At 69.9% G+C, this 16149-nt stretch carries 13 protein-coding genes; 9 read left to right on the top strand and 4 right to left on the bottom strand.

The genetic code is table 11. The features are described 5' to 3' along the window. Positions 1–138 precede the first annotated feature (138 nt). Complete coding sequence (locus ABZ948_RS20045) at positions 139–2115, top strand: ATP-dependent DNA helicase (protein ID WP_359761317.1); 1977 nt, start codon at positions 139–141, stop codon at positions 2113–2115. Between the two features lie 180 nt (positions 2116–2295). On the opposite strand, the gene lexA is transcribed toward ABZ948_RS20045, so the two are convergent. Next, positions 2296–3075, bottom strand: a complete 780-nt coding sequence (gene lexA, locus ABZ948_RS20040; protein ID WP_030845416.1) for a transcriptional repressor LexA — start codon at positions 3073–3075, stop codon at positions 2296–2298. Positions 3076–3694: 619 nt separating this feature from the next. On the opposite strand from lexA, the gene nrdR reads away from it, so the two are divergent. After that, positions 3695–4270: a transcriptional regulator NrdR gene (nrdR, locus tag ABZ948_RS20035; RefSeq protein ID WP_359761315.1), complete on the top strand. Its 576-nt coding sequence runs from the start codon at positions 3695–3697 to the stop codon at positions 4268–4270. Positions 4271–4434: 164 nt separating this feature from the next. Continuing rightward, on the top strand, positions 4435–7314 hold the full coding sequence (locus tag ABZ948_RS20030) for a vitamin B12-dependent ribonucleotide reductase (protein WP_359761313.1): 2880 nt from the start codon (positions 4435–4437) through the stop codon (positions 7312–7314). A 107-nt stretch (positions 7315–7421) separates the two neighbouring features. Here ABZ948_RS20030 and ABZ948_RS20025 read toward each other — a convergent pair whose 3' ends face one another. Then, positions 7422–7955, bottom strand: coding sequence for a TerD family protein (locus tag ABZ948_RS20025; RefSeq protein WP_359761312.1), 534 nt, complete (start codon positions 7953–7955; stop codon positions 7422–7424). 155 nt (positions 7956–8110) lie between these two features. Between ABZ948_RS20025 and ABZ948_RS20020 the strand changes: the two genes are divergently transcribed. From ABZ948_RS20020 to ABZ948_RS20010, 3 genes are all read left to right on the top strand, one after another. Continuing rightward, complete coding sequence (locus ABZ948_RS20020; RefSeq protein WP_359761310.1) at positions 8111–8716, top strand: YdbC family protein; 606 nt, start codon at positions 8111–8113, stop codon at positions 8714–8716. Between the two features lie 164 nt (positions 8717–8880). Continuing rightward, the gene (locus ABZ948_RS20015) at positions 8881–9540 is read left to right on the top strand and encodes a histidine phosphatase family protein (protein WP_359761308.1); all 660 of its coding nucleotides are present in this window, start codon (positions 8881–8883) and stop codon (positions 9538–9540) included. 12 nt (positions 9541–9552) lie between these two features. Continuing rightward, positions 9553–10461, top strand: coding sequence for an ADP-ribosylglycohydrolase family protein (locus ABZ948_RS20010; RefSeq protein WP_359761306.1), 909 nt, complete (start codon positions 9553–9555; stop codon positions 10459–10461). Between the two features lie 338 nt (positions 10462–10799). Here ABZ948_RS20010 and ABZ948_RS20005 read toward each other — a convergent pair whose 3' ends face one another. Next, positions 10800–12347, bottom strand: a complete 1548-nt coding sequence (locus ABZ948_RS20005) for an MFS transporter (RefSeq protein ID WP_359761304.1) — start codon at positions 12345–12347, stop codon at positions 10800–10802. Positions 12348–12533: 186 nt separating this feature from the next. Here ABZ948_RS20005 and ABZ948_RS20000 point away from each other — a divergent pair, with 186 nt between their 5' ends. The 3 genes from ABZ948_RS20000 (at position 12534) to ABZ948_RS19990 (ending at position 14624) form a co-directional block, all read left to right on the top strand. Next, positions 12534–13154, top strand: coding sequence for a TetR/AcrR family transcriptional regulator (locus ABZ948_RS20000; RefSeq protein ID WP_359761302.1), 621 nt, complete (start codon positions 12534–12536; stop codon positions 13152–13154). 82 nt (positions 13155–13236) lie between these two features. Next, entirely contained in the window at positions 13237–13938 is a 702-nt protein-coding gene (gene rnhB / locus ABZ948_RS19995; RefSeq protein ID WP_359761300.1) for a ribonuclease HII, read from the top strand. 68 nt (positions 13939–14006) lie between these two features. Beyond that, positions 14007–14624: a hypothetical protein gene (locus tag ABZ948_RS19990; protein WP_359761298.1), complete on the top strand. Its 618-nt coding sequence runs from the start codon at positions 14007–14009 to the stop codon at positions 14622–14624. A gap of 491 nt (positions 14625–15115) precedes the next feature. Here ABZ948_RS19990 and ABZ948_RS19985 read toward each other — a convergent pair whose 3' ends face one another. Continuing rightward, entirely contained in the window at positions 15116–15730 is a 615-nt protein-coding gene (locus tag ABZ948_RS19985) for a hypothetical protein (RefSeq protein ID WP_359761296.1), read from the bottom strand. Between the last annotated feature and the right edge of the window lie 419 nt (positions 15731–16149).

Raw genomic sequence — 16149 nt, 5'->3', positions numbered from 1 at the left:
CTCGCGCGAACCACAGGCCCGGCCACCTGTCCGCCCACCCGTCCCCACCACCATCGAGGAGTCCACGGTCTTGATCCCGTCCCCTGTCCCCGCCTTGATCGCCCGTTTGTCAGTGCCGGGTCGTAGGGTGGTCGCGCTATGACGAAGCCCTCACTCCCCGAACTCCTGCACGCTGCCGTCACTGCCGTCGGCGGTACGGAGCGCCCCGGCCAGGTGGCCATGGCCGAAGCCGTCGCGGAGGCGATCGACGACGGCTCCCACCTGCTGGTCCAGGCCGGCACCGGTACCGGCAAGTCGCTGGGCTACCTGGTGCCCGCGCTCGCGCACGGGGAGCGTGTGGTCGTCGCGACCGCCACCTTGGCCCTGCAGCGCCAGCTGGTGGAACGCGACCTGCCGAGAACGGTCGAGTCGCTGCACCCCCTGCTGCGCCGCCGCCCGGAGTTCGCGATGCTCAAGGGCCGGTCGAACTACCTGTGTCTGCACCGCCTGCACGAGGGTGTTCCGCAGGACGAGGAGGAGGGCCTGTTCGACCAGTTCGAGGCGGCCGCGCCCACCAGCAAGCTGGGTCAGGACCTGCTGCGGGTGCGTGACTGGGCCGACGAGACGGAGACCGGCGACCGTGACGACCTCACGCCCGGTATCTCGGACCGGGCCTGGGCCCAGGTGTCGGTGTCGTCGCGAGAGTGCCTGGGGGCGTCGAAGTGCGCCTACGGCGCGGAGTGCTTCGCCGAGATGGCCCGCGAGCGGGCCAAGCTCTCCGAGGTCGTCGTCACGAACCACGCGCTGCTCGCGATCGACGCGATCGAGGGCGCCCCTGTCCTGCCGCAGCATGAGGTGCTGATCGTCGACGAGGCCCATGAACTCGTCTCCCGTGTCACCGGTGTCGCCACCGGCGAGCTCACCCCCGGCCAGGTCAACCGCGCGGTGCGCCGCGCCGCGAAACTCGCCAACGAGAAGGCCGCCGACCAGCTCCAGACCGCCGCCGAGGGTTTCGAACGGCTGATGGAGCTGGCGCTGCCGGGCCGTCTGGAGGAGATCCCCGAGGACCTCTCGTACGCGCTCATGGCGCTGCGCGACGCGTGCCGCACGGTCATCTCCGCGATCGGCACGACCCGCGACAAGTCCGTCCAGGACGAGGACGCGGTCCGCAAACAGGCCCTGGCCTCCGTGGAGAACGTGCACGACGTGGCGGAGCGGATCACGAACGGCTCCGAATGGGACGTCGTCTGGTACGAGCGCCACGACCGCTTCGGTGCCTCCCTGCGCGTCGCCCCGATGTCCGTCTCGGGGCTGCTGCGGGAGAAGCTCTTCGCCGACCGCTCCGTGGTCCTGACGTCCGCGACGCTCAAGCTGGGCGGCGACTTCAACGGCGTCGGCGCCTCGCTGGGTCTCGCTCCCGAGGGCACCGAGGGCGATGACGTCCCGCAGTGGAAGGGCATCGACGTCGGCTCGCCGTTCGACTACCGCAAGCAGGGCATCCTGTACGTCGCCAAGCACCTGGCGCGTCCGGCGCGGGACGGCGACCGTGCGGACATGCTCGACGAGCTCACGGAGCTGATCCAGGCGGCCGGCGGCCGCACCCTGGGCCTGTTCTCCTCCATGCGCGGCGCCCAGGTGGCCGCCGAGGAACTGCGCTCCCGGATCCCTGAATACCCGATCCTCCTCCAAGGGGAGGAGACGCTCGGTGAGCTCATCAAGAACTTCGCGGCCGACCCGAAGACCTGCCTCTTCGGCACACTGTCGCTGTGGCAGGGCGTGGACGTGCCTGGGCCTAGTTGCCAGCTGGTCGTCATGGACAAGATCCCGTTCCCGCGCCCGGACGACCCCCTGATGAGCGCTCGCCAGAAGGCCGTGGAGGAGGCGGGCGGCAACGGCTTCATGGCGGTCGCCGCGACCCATGCCGCCCTCCTGATGGCCCAGGGCGCCGGCCGCCTCGTACGGGCGTCGGGTGACCGCGGCGTGGTCGCCGTCCTGGACCAGCGTCTGGCGACGGCCCGTTACGGCGGCTATCTCAAGGCGTCACTGCCCGACTTCTGGTTCACGACGGACCGTAACCAGGTGCGGAAGTCGCTGGCGGCGATCGACGCTGCGGCGAAACAGGCGGAAGCCGGATGAGCCTCGGAGTCGGTCGGCGGCGGCGAGGCGCAGACCGACCCTGAAGGCGGGGCGCCCCGGGGCACAGGCCCGCCCGGACAGCGCAGGACCCCGGAACCGGCGCAGGGGTTCCGGGGTCCGGTCAGGGGGCGGGCCGACTGGGGCCCGCCCGACGCGGCGCGCGGCGGCAGAGGTCGCGCGTCAGACGCGGCGCAGTACGGCCACCACCTTGCCGAGGATGGTCGCGTCGTCGCCGGGGATCGGCTCGTACGCCGCGTTGTGCGGCAGCAGCCAGACATGGCCGTCCTCGCGCTTGAAGCGCTTGACGGTGGCTTCCCCGTCGAGCATGGCGGCCACGATGTCGCCGTTCTCGGCGACCGGCTGGCGGCGCACCGTGACCCAGTCGCCGTCGCAGATCGCGGCCTCGATCATGGAGTCGCCGACGACCTTCAGGACGAACAGCTCACCGTCGCCGACGAGCTGGCGGGGGAGGGGGAACACGTCCTCGACGGATTCCTCGGCGAGGATCGGGCCACCGGCGGCGATGCGGCCGACCAGCGGGACGTAGGACGCGGCCGGCTTGCCCGCGGTGTCCGTGGGCTGCACCGAGGCGGCCTGGTCGGAACCGCGCACCTCGTAGGCACGCGGGCGGTGCGGGTCGCGGCGCAGGAAGCCCTTGCGCTCCAGTGCCATCAGCTGGTGTGCCACGGAAGAGGTGCTGGAGAGGCCGACTGCCTGGCCGATCTCGCGCATGGACGGCGGGTAGCCACGCCGCTGCACGGAGTCCCTGATGACCTCGATCACGCGGCGCTGGCGGTCGGTGAGGCCCGAGCTGTCCGCCCGGATGCCGGGAGGTCGGCCCGGCAGGGAGCGCTTGTGCCCCTCAGGGTTCGTGGCTTCGTTCATCGCATGCACCGGCTCCAGTCGGCCCTGGGAGCGGTCCTGGGCAGTGATGGCGGCACTGTCTGCGGTGGTGGTCACGTCGGCCCCTCTCGATGGTCTCCCTGCTAGCCAACGGTAGTTGCTTTCGAAAGGTTGCGCCAAACACACGTTCGAGTGAAAAAACGCGAATCATCGGACGCGATCATGTGTCCGGGTGTATTGGCAGGCGCGCCGCCTGGCGGGCAAAAGGGCCCATTGCTGTACTCTTCACCGCCGGGGTGATCGCCTCGCGGACTGTTGCCCCAGTCTGCCATCCGGCATCCCCCTGCCCCGGGGCCAGTGCTCATCTGTGCGGGAGTCCCACGTCCCCTCCTCGCGGCGCCCACGGTATCTCCGCATGTGCCGTAGCGATACTGCTGTGCACGAAGGGGTGTGGGCGCGCCCGGATGATGGCGTGGGTGGCGGCACCCCGGAAGGTGTACGCGGACCGTGCGACTTCGTCCGCCGCGCGCTACCTGCGCCTCCTCGCGCGACACGCGCGCACTGCGTCGATGTATGAGCCAATCCCCACATGTAGTGGTTGGATTGCAGCAGCAGCCCAGAAGTTGTGGTCCCCCGGGTCTTGGCGCCCATGGTCATCGCCTATGCTTGGGGCTGCTTCGTGAGGCGAAAGAGGCCCACGAGGCTATCGAGTCTGCTGTGAGGAGGGTTGGAGTTCATGCACTGCCCCTTCTGCAGGCACCCCGACAGCCGTGTGGTCGACAGTCGTACGACCGACGACGGCACGTCGATCCGCAGGCGCCGCCAGTGCCCTGACTGCTCCCGTCGTTTCACGACCGTGGAGACGTGCTCGCTCATGGTGGTGAAGCGGTCCGGGGTCACCGAGCCCTTCAGTCGCACGAAGATCATCAACGGTGTCCGCAAGGCGTGCCAGGGGCGGCCCGTCACCGAGGACGCGCTCGCCCAGCTCGGGCAGCGGGTCGAGGAGGCGGTGCGGGCCACCGGAAGCGCCGAGCTGACCACCCACGACGTGGGGCTGGCCATACTCGGCCCGCTGCAGGAGCTCGACCTCGTCGCCTATCTGCGCTTCGCCTCCGTCTACCGGGCGTTCGACTCGCTCGAGGACTTCGAGGCGGCCATCGCGGAGCTCAGAGAAGAGACGGGACGCCCCGACGCGGACGACCCCGACGCGGACGACGGCGACCGCGAGGACACGGCCGCGGGGAGCCAGGAAGACGACCGCGGGCCCGGAGGGACGGCACAGGTCCCCGAGCCCGCAGGCGCCGCCGACTGACCGGCGGGCCGGACCCGGACGGCAGCTCCGGGCCCGGCCGGGCGGCGGCGATGTGAAGACCTGTTGCGGGCGATGTGAGTGAGTGCCCGCAACACCAGACAGAACACCGTGCCACGGGAACAACGGGGCACTTCAGGGCGTTTTCGCCCGTACAGGGAGGCGGCATGACAGAGACGGCGAGCGGTCCGGCACGGAGTTCCCGCGCCAGGAGCACCAAGGCGAGCAAGGGCCTGCGTGTCGAGCGCATCCACACCACCCCTGGGGTCCACCCCTATGACGAGGTGGCCTGGGAAAGCCGTGACGTCGTCATGACCAACTGGCGCGACGGCTCGGTCAACTTCGAGCAGCGCGGCGTCGAGTTCCCCGACTTCTGGTCGGTGAACGCGGTCAACATCGTCACCAGCAAGTACTTCCGCGGTGCCGTGGGCACCCCGCAGCGCGAGACCAGCCTGAAGCAGCTGATCGACCGCATCGTGAAGACGTACCGGAAGGCCGGAGAGGACCACAAGTACTTCGCCTCGCCCGCCGACGCCGAGATCTTCGAGCACGAGCTGGCGTACGCCCTCCTGCACCAGATCTTCAGCTTCAACAGCCCCGTCTGGTTCAACGTCGGCACCAAGCAGCCCCAGCAGGTCTCCGCCTGCTTCATCCTGTCCGTCGACGACTCCATGGAGTCGATCCTCGACTGGTACAAGGAAGAGGGCATGATCTTCAAGGGCGGCTCCGGCGCCGGCCTGAACCTCTCCCGGATCCGCTCCTCCAAGGAGCTGCTGTCCTCCGGTGGCAACGCCTCCGGTCCCGTCTCCTTCATGCGCGGAGCCGACGCCTCCGCAGGAACGATCAAGTCCGGTGGCGCCACCCGCCGCGCCGCCAAGATGGTCGTCCTCGACGTCGACCACCCGGACATCGAGGACTTCATCGAGACCAAGGTCAAGGAAGAGGAGAAGATCCGCGTCCTGCGCGACGCGGGCTTCGACATGGACCTGGGCGGCGACGACATCACGTCCGTCCAGTACCAGAACGCCAACAACTCCGTCCGTGTGAACGACGAGTTCATGACGGCGGTCGAGCAGGGCGGTCAGTTCGGGCTGCGCGGCCGGATGACCGGCGAGGTCATCGAGGAGGTCGACGCCAAGGCACTCTTCCGCAAGATCGCCGAGGCCGCCTGGGCCTGCGCCGACCCCGGCATCCAGTACGACGACACCATCAACAACTGGCACACCTGCCCCGAGTCCGGCCGGATCACCGCGTCGAACCCGTGCAGCGAGTACATGCACCTGGACAACACGTCCTGCAACCTGGCCTCGCTGAACCTGATGAAGTTCCTGAAGGACGACGGCAAGGGCAACCAGTCCTTCGAGGCCGAGCGCTTCCAGAAGGTCGTCGAGCTCGTCATCACCGCGATGGACATCTCCATCTGCTTCGCGGACTTCCCGACCCAGAAGATCGGCGAGAACACGCGCGCGTTCCGCCAGTTGGGCATCGGCTACGCCAACCTCGGCGCCCTGCTGATGGCCACCGGCCACGCGTACGACTCCGACGGCGGCCGCGCCCTCGCCGGCGCCATCACCTCCCTGATGACCGGTACGGCGTACCGCCGCTCCGCCGAACTGGCCGCGGTCGTCGGCCCGTACGACGGCTACGCCCGCAACGCCGACGCCCACAAGCGCGTCATGAAGCAGCACTCGGACGCCAACGACAAGGCCGTCCGCATGGACGACCTGGACACCCCGGTGTGGGCCGCCGCCAGCGAGGCCTGGGGCGACGTACTGCGCATCGGTGAGAAGAACGGTTTCCGTAACTCGCAGGCTTCCGTGCTCGCCCCGACCGGCACCATCGGCCTCGCGATGTCCTGCGACACCACCGGTGTCGAGCCCGACCTCGCGCTGGTCAAGTTCAAGAAGCTGGTCGGCGGCGGCTCGATGCAGATCGTCAACGGCACCGTCCCGCAGGCCCTGCGCCGCCTGGGCTATCTGGAAGAGCAGATCGAGGCGATCGTCGCCCACATCGCCGAGCACGGCAATGTGATCGACGCCCCCGGTCTCAAGCCCGAGCACTACGAGGTGTTCGACTGCGCCATGGGCGAGCGGGCCATCTCCCCGATGGGTCACGTCCGCATGATGGCCGCGATCCAGCCCTGGATCTCCGGCGCCATCTCCAAGACGGTCAACATGCCGGAGTCGGCGACCGTCGAGGAGGTCGAGGAGATCTACTTCGAGGCATGGAAGCTCGGCGTCAAGGCCCTCGCGATCTACCGCGACAACTGCAAGGTCGGCCAGCCGCTCTCCGCCAAGAAGAAGGAGGAGAAGAAGGCCGAGGAGCCCGCAGTCGTCGAGACCAAGGTCGAGAAGGTCGTCGAGTACCGCCCGGTCCGCAAGCGCCTCCCGAAGGGACGTCCCGGCATCACCACGTCCTTCACCGTCGGCGGCGCCGAGGGCTACATGACCGCCAACTCCTACCCGGACGACGGTCTCGGCGAGGTCTTCCTGAAGATGTCCAAGCAGGGCTCGACCCTCGCGGGCATGATGGACGCCTTCTCCATCGCGGTCTCCGTCGGCCTCCAGTACGGCGTGCCCCTGGAGACGTACGTCTCGAAGTTCACGAACATGCGCTTCGAGCCGGCCGGTATGACGGACGACCCGGACGTGCGGATGGCGCAGTCGATCGTCGACTACATCTTCCGCCGCCTGGCGCTGGACTTCCTGCCCTTCGAGACGCGGTCCGCGCTCGGCATCCACTCCGCCGAGGAGCGTCAGCGTCACCTGGAGACCGGCTCGTACGAGCCGAACGAGGACGAGGTCGACGTGGAGGGCCTGGCCCAGTCGGCGCCGCGGGCCCAGGAGCTGAAGGCCGTCACCGCGCCGAAGAACGACGAGGCGACCAAGCCCGCCCCGCAGCAGGCCCACACCAGTGCCGAACTGGTCGAGATGCAGCTGGGCATCCAGGCCGACGCCCCGCTGTGCTTCTCCTGCGGTACGAAGATGCAGCGCGCCGGTTCCTGCTACATCTGCGAGGGCTGCGGCTCGACCAGCGGCTGCAGCTGATGCCGAGCGCCTGAGCAGCTAGCTGACAGAGGGGCACCGTCCACGGACGGTGCCCCTCTCGTCGTGCCCGACTTGTGCTTCGCGGCTTGTCGTCAGCGGCGCAGGGCTTACGGGCGGTGCGCCGCGCCCATCGTCCTCGTGAAGGACACCGGGTCGCCCTCGAAGCCACGCAGGCCCGCCCGGAAGGCCCACGGGCCGGAGCCGTCCCGCGTGAACTCCGCGACGATCGCCGCCGTCGCTCCCAGGACGCCGCCGAAGTCGTCCTCGGCGAGGACGTCGTATCCCTCGCGGATGCGCAGGCCGGGGTTGACCACGCTGACGAAGGTCCTCTCCGCAGGGCGCTGCTGGATGACGACGCCGACCACCACGCGCGCGTACCGGCCGTCGAGCCGGTCGAGCTCCAGCGTCATGACCTCGTCGTAGCCGAAGCCCTGGCCGTCCTTGCTGTCCCGGTTGAGGTAGATGGTGCCGTCGGGGGAGCGGCTGTCGAAGTGCACCACGTAGGCGGGATCGCCGTGCGGATCGTCCGCCGGATAGGTCGCCGCGACGAGGTCCAGGTCGGTGGACGGCTGTCCCGCCGGACTGGGATCCCACCGCACCGCGATCTCCACCTTGCGAAGTCCCTTGTTGAGCCCGTCCACTCAAGTCCCCTTCCCCGTACCGACCCGCCCGTTCGCCCCAACTGCCGGGCACTCACGACTGTTTGTCCATCCTGCCACGCGCGCAGGTGCGCGCGTGGGGATGCGGTCCAGCCGAGAGTGACCGGCGCCACGCTCCGTGGCCTTACCATGGCGCGGTGCTGGTCAAGTGGATTCGCTGCACCGTGGTGGACCGCCGCGGTTTCGAGCGGGGGCAGCGGAAGTGGGCGGGGCTTCTGGGGGAGCCGGGGTTTCGCGGGCAGGGGGGTGGCTGGAGCCGGGGGCGGCCGGACGTGGCACACATCTTCGCGTTCTGGGAGAGCCGTGCCTTCTACGACTCCTTCATGGCGCGGTCCCATGACCGGCTCGCGTCGGCCCAGTCGGGCACCTTCAAGGACGCGCAGGTCAGACTCTTCGACTACCGCTTCGACGTGAAGACGGGCTTCGAACCGCGCTTCGCGGACGCCGACCTGCTGCGGGTGGCGCTGTGCCGGGTCCACGAGGAGCGGGCGGAGCACTTCGTGCTGATGCAGGAGAAGGTCTGGAATCCCGCCATGGCCGGCTCGCCGGGGATGGTGCGCGGGCTGTTCGGCGAGGCGCCGGGGCACGAGTTCCTGGTGCTGTCGATGTGGCGCTCGGCCGCAGAGCACGGCAAGTACCGCACCGAACGCGTGGAACGGCTCGCCCTGAGGGCTCAGACGGAGGCGGACGTGGCGGCACTCACCGGGGACGTCGTGGACATGGAGCCGAGCTGGACGGTGTGATTCCGTGTGATCCCGAGGGGCTTGTCGCGAATGCGCTCTACAGATGGTTTTTGCTCGAATGAGTGTGCGACATGTGTGGCCTGTGGTGCAGGATCTGTGTGACCTACGCTCTAAGGGTGCGGTACGTGTGCTCGTCGGACCCTCACCCGATCTAGGGTTTTGGCATGGCACGACCACGGCGCATCGTCCTTGTCCGGCACGGCGAGTCAACGGGCAATGTTGATGACTCCGTGTACGAGCGTGAACCCGACCACGCCCTGGCGCTGACCGAGCGCGGCCGGCGGCAGGCGGCGGAGACCGGCGCCCGGTTGCGCGAACTGTTCGGCGACGAGCGCGTCAGCGTCTACGTCTCCCCGTACCGCCGTACGCACGAGACGCTGCGGGCCTTCCGCCTCGACCCCGGGCTCATACGGGTCCGCGAGGAGCCCCGGCTGCGCGAGCAGGACTGGGGCAACTGGCAGGACCGGGACGAGGTCCGTCTCCAGAAGGCCTACCGCGACGCGTACGGCCACTTCTTCTACCGCTTCGCCCAGGGCGAGTCCGGCGCCGACGTCTATGACCGGGTCGGCGGATTCCTGGAGAGCCTGTTCCGCAGCTTCGAGGACCCCGACCACCCGCCGAACGTGCTGATCGTGACCCACGGCCTGGCCATGCGGCTGTTCTGCATGCGGTGGTTCCACTGGACGGTCGCCGAGTTCGAGTCGCTGTCGAACCCGGGGAACGGCGAGGTGCGGATGCTCGTTCTGGGAGACGACGGGAAGTACACGCTTGACCGGCCGTTCGACCGCTGGCGAGATCCCGAGCCGTACGAGATCACCGGATAGAGTGGCAGGGCGATGACCGCTGACTCCTCCCGCGACGCGCGCCTGGACCGCGCCCTGGCCGCCCTGCTCGGACTGTCCGTGGGGGACGCCCTGGGCTCCCAGTACTTCGTGCCGGTGAACTACCCGCTGCTGAAGCGGCGCGAGGTGCCGTCCGGACCGTGGCAGTGGACCGACGACACGGAAATGGCGGGTTCCGTCGTCGCCGTCCTGGCCGCCCACCACCGCATCGACCAGGACGCCCTGGCTCGTTCCCTCGCCGAGCACCACGATTTCGACCGGGGCTACGGTCCCGCGGTCAACCGTCTCCTGCGGCTGATCCGTGAGGGCGGCGACTGGCGGGAGCTCGCCGCCGGGCTTTTCAAGGGGCAGGGGTCCTGGGGCAACGGCGCCGCGATGCGGATCGCCCCGCTGGGCGCCTGGTACGCGGACGACCCGGAACAGGCGACCCACCAGGCGGAGATTTCGGCCTACCCCACCCACCAGCATCGCGAGGCCGTCGTCGGCGCCATGGCTGTCGCCGCGGCTGCCGCGTTCGTCGCCGCGCCGGGCGGACCGCCGGGCGCCGGGGCTCTCCTCGACGGGGTCATCGAGCTGGTGCCGCGGAAGAGCGCGGTCGGCGCGGGGCTGCGCCGGGCCCGGGACATGCTCGACTACGGCGACCCGGCCACGGTCGCGGCCGTGCTGGGCTGCGGGCGCCGCACGACCGCCCATGACACGGTGCCCTTCGCCCTCTGGTCGGCCGCGAGGAGCCTCGGCGACTATGAGCAGGCGTTCTGGACGACGGCCCAGGTCGGTGGTGACGTCGACACCACCTGCGCCATCGTGGGCGGTGTGATCGCCTCGGGGAAGGCGGGGGCGCCGCCCGCCGAGTGGGTGGAGCGGACGGAGCCGCTCCCCGACTGGGTGCCCACGGCGGCATAGCGGTCGAAACTCTCCGTGCACTCCGGGAACTCTCCGTGACCGGCTGCTCGTTCTCCTGGCATCCGCTGTGTGGGCCGCCACGGGCTCACGCGGACCGCGGGGACGTGCGGGAGCGCAAGGGGGTGGTCATGGAAGTCCTGCTCGCTGTCCTGATCCGCTGGTGGGGTGCTTGCGCACACCGTGCGGGAAGGCGTGCGCGGGTGGCGGGACCCTCGCGATTTGTCCCCCGGGGCCGGTCCGGCCGCCCGCGGCCGGAGGCTCGCCGGCCCGACGGTCGCCGGCAGGCATGCGCCCCGCCCGCCGGTGAGCCGTCGCAGCTGCCTCGTGACGTCCTCGCGTCAGCCGAGCCCCGGCCCGGCCGAACCGGCCAGTGCCTCCAGGTCGCTCTTGCGGACCCTGATCACCAGCCAGGCGGTGACCAGAGCGAGGACGGCCATCGCGGCGGCCGGGATGAAGGCCGTGGCGATGCCCTGGGCCAGCACCTCGTGCCCCCACGGCGCAGGCAGCTGATGGGTCCTGGCGAACTCCGCCTTCTGCTCGGCGGAGCCCTCGGCCATGAACTGCGGAAGCTGCTTCTCCGCCTCGTCCCTGGTCGCGGTACCGAAGACCGTCGTGAGGATGGCCAGACCCAGCGATCCGCCCACCTGCTGTGTGGTGTTGAGCAACCCGGACGCGGCGCCCGCCTCGTGCTGGGCGACACCGGAGACGGCCGTGAGCGTCAGCGTCACGAAGTTCAGGCCCATGCCGAAGCCGAACACCAGCATCGGTCCGAGGACCCCGCCGGCGTACGAGCTGTCGGAGCTGATCAGCGCCTGCCAGGCCAGCCCGAGCATCGCGAGGGTCGAGCCCGCGACCATGAACGGCTTGGGTCCCAGCACCGGCAGGAACCGCTGCGACAGTCCCGCCCCGAGCGCGATGACGACCGTCACGGGCAGGAAGGCGAGCCCTGCCTCGATCGGGCTGTACCCGAGCACGTTCTGCACGAACAGCACGATGTAGAAGAACATCCCGAACATGGCCGCGGCCAGGCTCAGCATGATCACGTACGTGCCCGAGCGGTTCCGGTCGGCGAACATCCGCAGCGGAGTGATCGGCTCCTTGGCCCGCGACTCGATGAACCCGAAGGCCAGCAGCAGGACCACCGCGGCGCCGAAGGAACCGATGGTGAGACTGTCCCGCCACCCCTCGTCCGCCGCCCGGATGAAGCCGTAGACGAGGGAAGCCATGCCCGCCGTGGAGGTCACGGCGCCCGCTATGTCGAAGCGGCCGGAGTGCCGTTCGGACTCGCCTATGTAGAGCGGTGTGAGCACGGCGATCAGTACGCCGATCGGCACGTTCACGAAGAGCACCCAGCGCCAGTCGAGCCACTCGGTGAGCATGCCGCCGGCGAGCAGGCCGATGGCGCCGCCTCCGGCGGACACGGCGGCGAAGACGCCGAAGGCCCGGTTGCGTTCCGGCCCCTCGGGGAACGTGGTGGTGATGAGCGCCAGCGACGTGGGCGAGGCAATCGCGCCTCCCACGCCCTGCAGGACCCGTGCGGCCAGCAACTGCCAGGGCTCCTGGGCGAGCCCACCGAGCAGCGAGGCGAGGGTGAAGAGCAGGATGCCGGTCATGAAGACCCGGCGCCGGCCGAGGATGTCACCGGCGCGGCCGCCGAGGAGCAGCAGGCCGCCGAAGGTGAGGGTGTAGGAGCTGACGACCCAGGTGAGGTCGGTGGTGCTGAACTCGAGCGCGTCTTGAATGTGCGGGAGCGCGATGTTCACAATCGTCGCGTCGAGTACGACCATGAGTTGGCAGGCCGCGATGACGGTGAGTGCAATGCCGGGATGCCCCTCCCGGCGGGCCGCACCCGGCTTCTGGTTCTGGAGCAATGGAGAGGTTGTCACTATGGGTCCCCCACGAATGCCTTAGTGAACGCTCGCGTTCACTGTCGCGCCCACGGTAGTGAGTCCCCGACAGTGAACGCAAGCGTTCACTGTCAGCGTCGTCGTTCGGCACATCCCCGTCGCTGCCGTCCGGCACGTCCCCCGTCCCCGGAAAATCCGCTTCCGCTGCTCCCTGGAGAGAGTCCGATGGTTACCCCGAGCTGGGCGGATGCCCCCGCTCAGACGGCCGCACGCCGCCGTGGCGCGGTGCTCGAACGCGCGATCCTCGACGCCGCGCTGGATCAACTCAGCACCGTCGGCTGGAACGGCCTGACCATGGAGGGCGTCGCCGCTGGCGCCCAGACCGGCAAGGCCGCGGTCTACCGACGCTGGCCGTCCAAGGAGGACCTCGTCGCCGATGCCCTGCGTGCCGGACTGCCGCACTTCGACGAGGCACCCGACGAGGGGAGCGTGCGCGAGGACCTCTTGACGCTGTGCCTGAGGGCGCGCGACGCGATGTTCTCCCGGCCCGGGTTCGCGCTTCGCTCCGTGATTCACGAATGCGACACGACGCAGGCAGAGCGATTCCACGCCGTGATCTTCGACGGTGTCGTGGAGCCCACCATCAGGATGCTCCGGGAGGTGGTCGAGCGTGGGATCGGGCGAGGTGAAGTGCGTCCGGATGCCGCGAACGGGTACGTCTTCGACGCCATCCCGGCGATGATGATGTACCGGTCCAAGATGTGCGGCTGTGAATGGCAGGACCAGGAAGTCGAGGAGATGATCGACCAGTTGATGGTTCCGCTGCTTCGGCCGAGCGGCGCCTGAGAGGGGTTGGCGAGGGCCGTGACCCCGCCCGGGGAGGCCGGGGTGTCGCGGGCGGTTCCGGGCGGCGTAACCTAGGGGCGCCATGCCGTACGAACCGCCTACTCACACCGTCGAGCGCTCCCTTCGAGCCACGACCGGAGCGAAGATCGTTGCAGGTGTCGATGAGGTGGGGCGCGGTGCCTGGGCCGGCCCTGTCACCGTCTGCGCGGCGATCACCGGACTCCGCCGACCGCCCGAGGGCCTCACGGACTCGAAGCTCCTCACCATCAAGAGGCGCACCGAACTCGCCGAGGAACTGCACAAGTGGGTGACGTCGTACGCCCTCGGGCATGCCTCCCCGGAGGAGATAGACGACCTGGGGATGACGGCCGCGCTGCGGCTCGCGGCGGGGCGTGCTCTGGACGCTCTGCCCGTACGGCCCGACGCGGTCATCCTCGACGGCAAGCACGACTATCTCGGTGCCCCCTGGCGGGTCCGTACGGTGATCAAGGGTGATCAGTCGTGCGTGGCGGTCGCCGCGGCCTCGGTGATCGCCAAGGTTCAGCGCGACAAAATGATGGCCGAACTGGGTATCGACCATGCAGACTTCGGTTTTGCGGACAACGCCGGGTATCCATCACCCGTGCACAAGGCCGCACTGGCGGAGCGGGGGCCCACCCCCTACCACCGGTTGTCGTGGGCGTATCTTGATGCGCTGCCCCAGTGGCGGCACCTCAAGAAGGTCCGCAGCTGTACGGACGGAAGCGTTCCGGAGATCGAGGGTCAGCTCGGCTTCGATTTCTGACGGTTTCGTTCCCACGCATGCGCCACCCGCCGACGCGGGTCGTACCAACGTTTGATAAATATCAACCCATGCCTCTCATTCCCGAGGAGCCTCAGATTCACGAGAGTGCCCAGGGTCCCCGCGCCACTCCGGCCAGCGGCCGCACCGCGCCGACCCCCCGCCCCGTACCCGGCCCCCGTCCCGCGGCTCCGTCGCGTCCCGGTCGTCCCGGCCCTGTCCGGCCGACGCCGCCGGTGCAACGTACGCCGCGAGAGGTGGCCCCCAAGCCCGCTCCGTCGGGTGCCGCCGCTGCTGCCGCCCCGCAGATCCAGCTGATCCCGGCTTCCGTCGAGGGGGCCCTCGACGCCGCCGAGGAGGCCGTGGACCTGCTGCTGGACTCCGGTCGCGCGCCCGGTGACGTCCTGGTGATCACGACCGGCGAACAGCATCCGTGGGCCACCCACGAGCTGTCCTTCGGTGAAACCTCCTACTGGGCCCAGCACGACGCCGGAGACGACGTCTTCTACACGGACGCCACCGTCGCGGCCCGTGCCGCGTCGCGCCCCGTGGTCGTGGTCGCCGTTAATGGCGGTTCCGAGGCCGCAGCCGCGAGCGCCCTGTCCCTGGCCCATTCCCGGGCCGGTGCCCTGCTGATCGTCTGCGGTGATCCGCAGCGGATCAACTCGGTGCTGGGCGCCGGCGTCTGAGCCGGTTCCACAGCGCCCTTCAGGGCGCTGGGAGTTGACTCGGTGCCGCTTCGGTGGTTCCGCACGGCGGGCGGTTCGGCGTGCCCGACGGGTGGTGCCAGGGGCTGCGTGACTCGGCGGGGTTCGAGGAGTGCGTCCCGCCGTCCCGGGCGGGTCGGCGCACGCGCGGACTCGGTCAGGTTCCGCTCCGCAGGCGTGTGAGAGCGGCTGGTCGAGTCGGCCCCAGGCCAGGTGCGTCTGGGCCGGGGTGACGCTCGAGGCGGTCACGACGGCCGTCGCTCCGTGTCACCCGGAAGTGCTGGGCGCGGCCGCACACGACCGTCGGGCCAAGCTGCTGGTGATGCTCGGGGCGCTCGCCGCGCCAGCGCCCGGCCGCAATCGGGGGTGCGTACGCCTACTGGGCGGGGCCTCGGTTCGTGTCGTGGAACGGCTGGAACGGCTGGAACGGCTCGTTCTGAGCCTCAGCGTGCCGCCGCCCGGCCCTCAGGCCCTCAGCGTGCCGCCGCCGCTCGGCGCAGGATCTCGGAGGCGGCGCCACCGGTGCGCGGCAGCGGTGGCGGTGCCTCCGAGGTGTCGAACGGCTCCGGTGCCGAGGCCGAGTGAGGGCGGCGTCCGCCGCGCCCCTCGCCGAGGACCTGCCAGCCGTCACGGGTCAAGGTGATGTACGCCCCGCAGCGCAGCCCGTGCAGGGTGCAGGCGTCGCGCAGCCCCCACATCCAGGCGCCGTCCTCCTCCGTCCAACGGGCGTCGCCCTCACGGCAGTAGAGCAGCACCGCGGTGCGCACCGGGGTGCGGCGTCGAAGATCGTGCGGGATCACCCGGCGGAGCTGCGCCAGCAGCACGTTGCGGAACATCCAGCCGTCGGCCGGGGCCGGGCGGCGGACGAACGAGGCGCTCGCCCGCAGCCGCTCGTCCGGGTCGAGCACGGCGATGACAGCGGTCGCCGGCTGCGGATGATGCCGGGCGTGGAGTCCGCTCACCACCTCACGGGGGTTACGCAGCAGCGGGATCCCGGCGGCGGCCCATTCCGCGGGTTCGAGCAAGCGGTTGGCGGAAGCGGCGGACGTCGACGCCGCTGCCGAGGCCGGAGCGAATCCGAAGGTCACGGTCCTCCCTTCGGCTACGCGCCCACACTGCGGGCGGGGTCGGATTCCTGGGAGCGCGCACCGCAGCGAAGCCCAGCCGGAGGAGCGGGCGTTCCGTGCGGGAGCGGACCTCAATTCTTCCTGTCGAACTTGAATGCGGCAACGAGCAATTGAGGCAGCCGACCGTTATCAGATGATGCGCGGCTAATATCCCCACCCCGTGCGCTGCCGGGCCACCCATGGGGCGTTCGAGCACGACACGTTCGTACGCCATGGGGGCGTGCGACGTCCAGAGTCTTGCGCCAGCGGGCGGGCGGCCGGTGTCCCGTACCAGGCCGGCACCTGCGCCTGTATCCGGCAGGGCGTCGGCTGGCGGGAGCGCGAGGGATGGCCTCCAGCTGGGGAGGCCGGGCGCCCGCGGCCGGTCGAAAGAGACCGTC

The organism is Streptomyces olindensis (assembly GCF_040645895.1).
GTDB classification, from domain to species: Bacteria; Actinomycetota; Actinomycetes; order Streptomycetales; family Streptomycetaceae; genus Streptomyces; species Streptomyces olindensis.
This window is presented reverse-complemented; position numbering and strand designations above follow the sequence as displayed.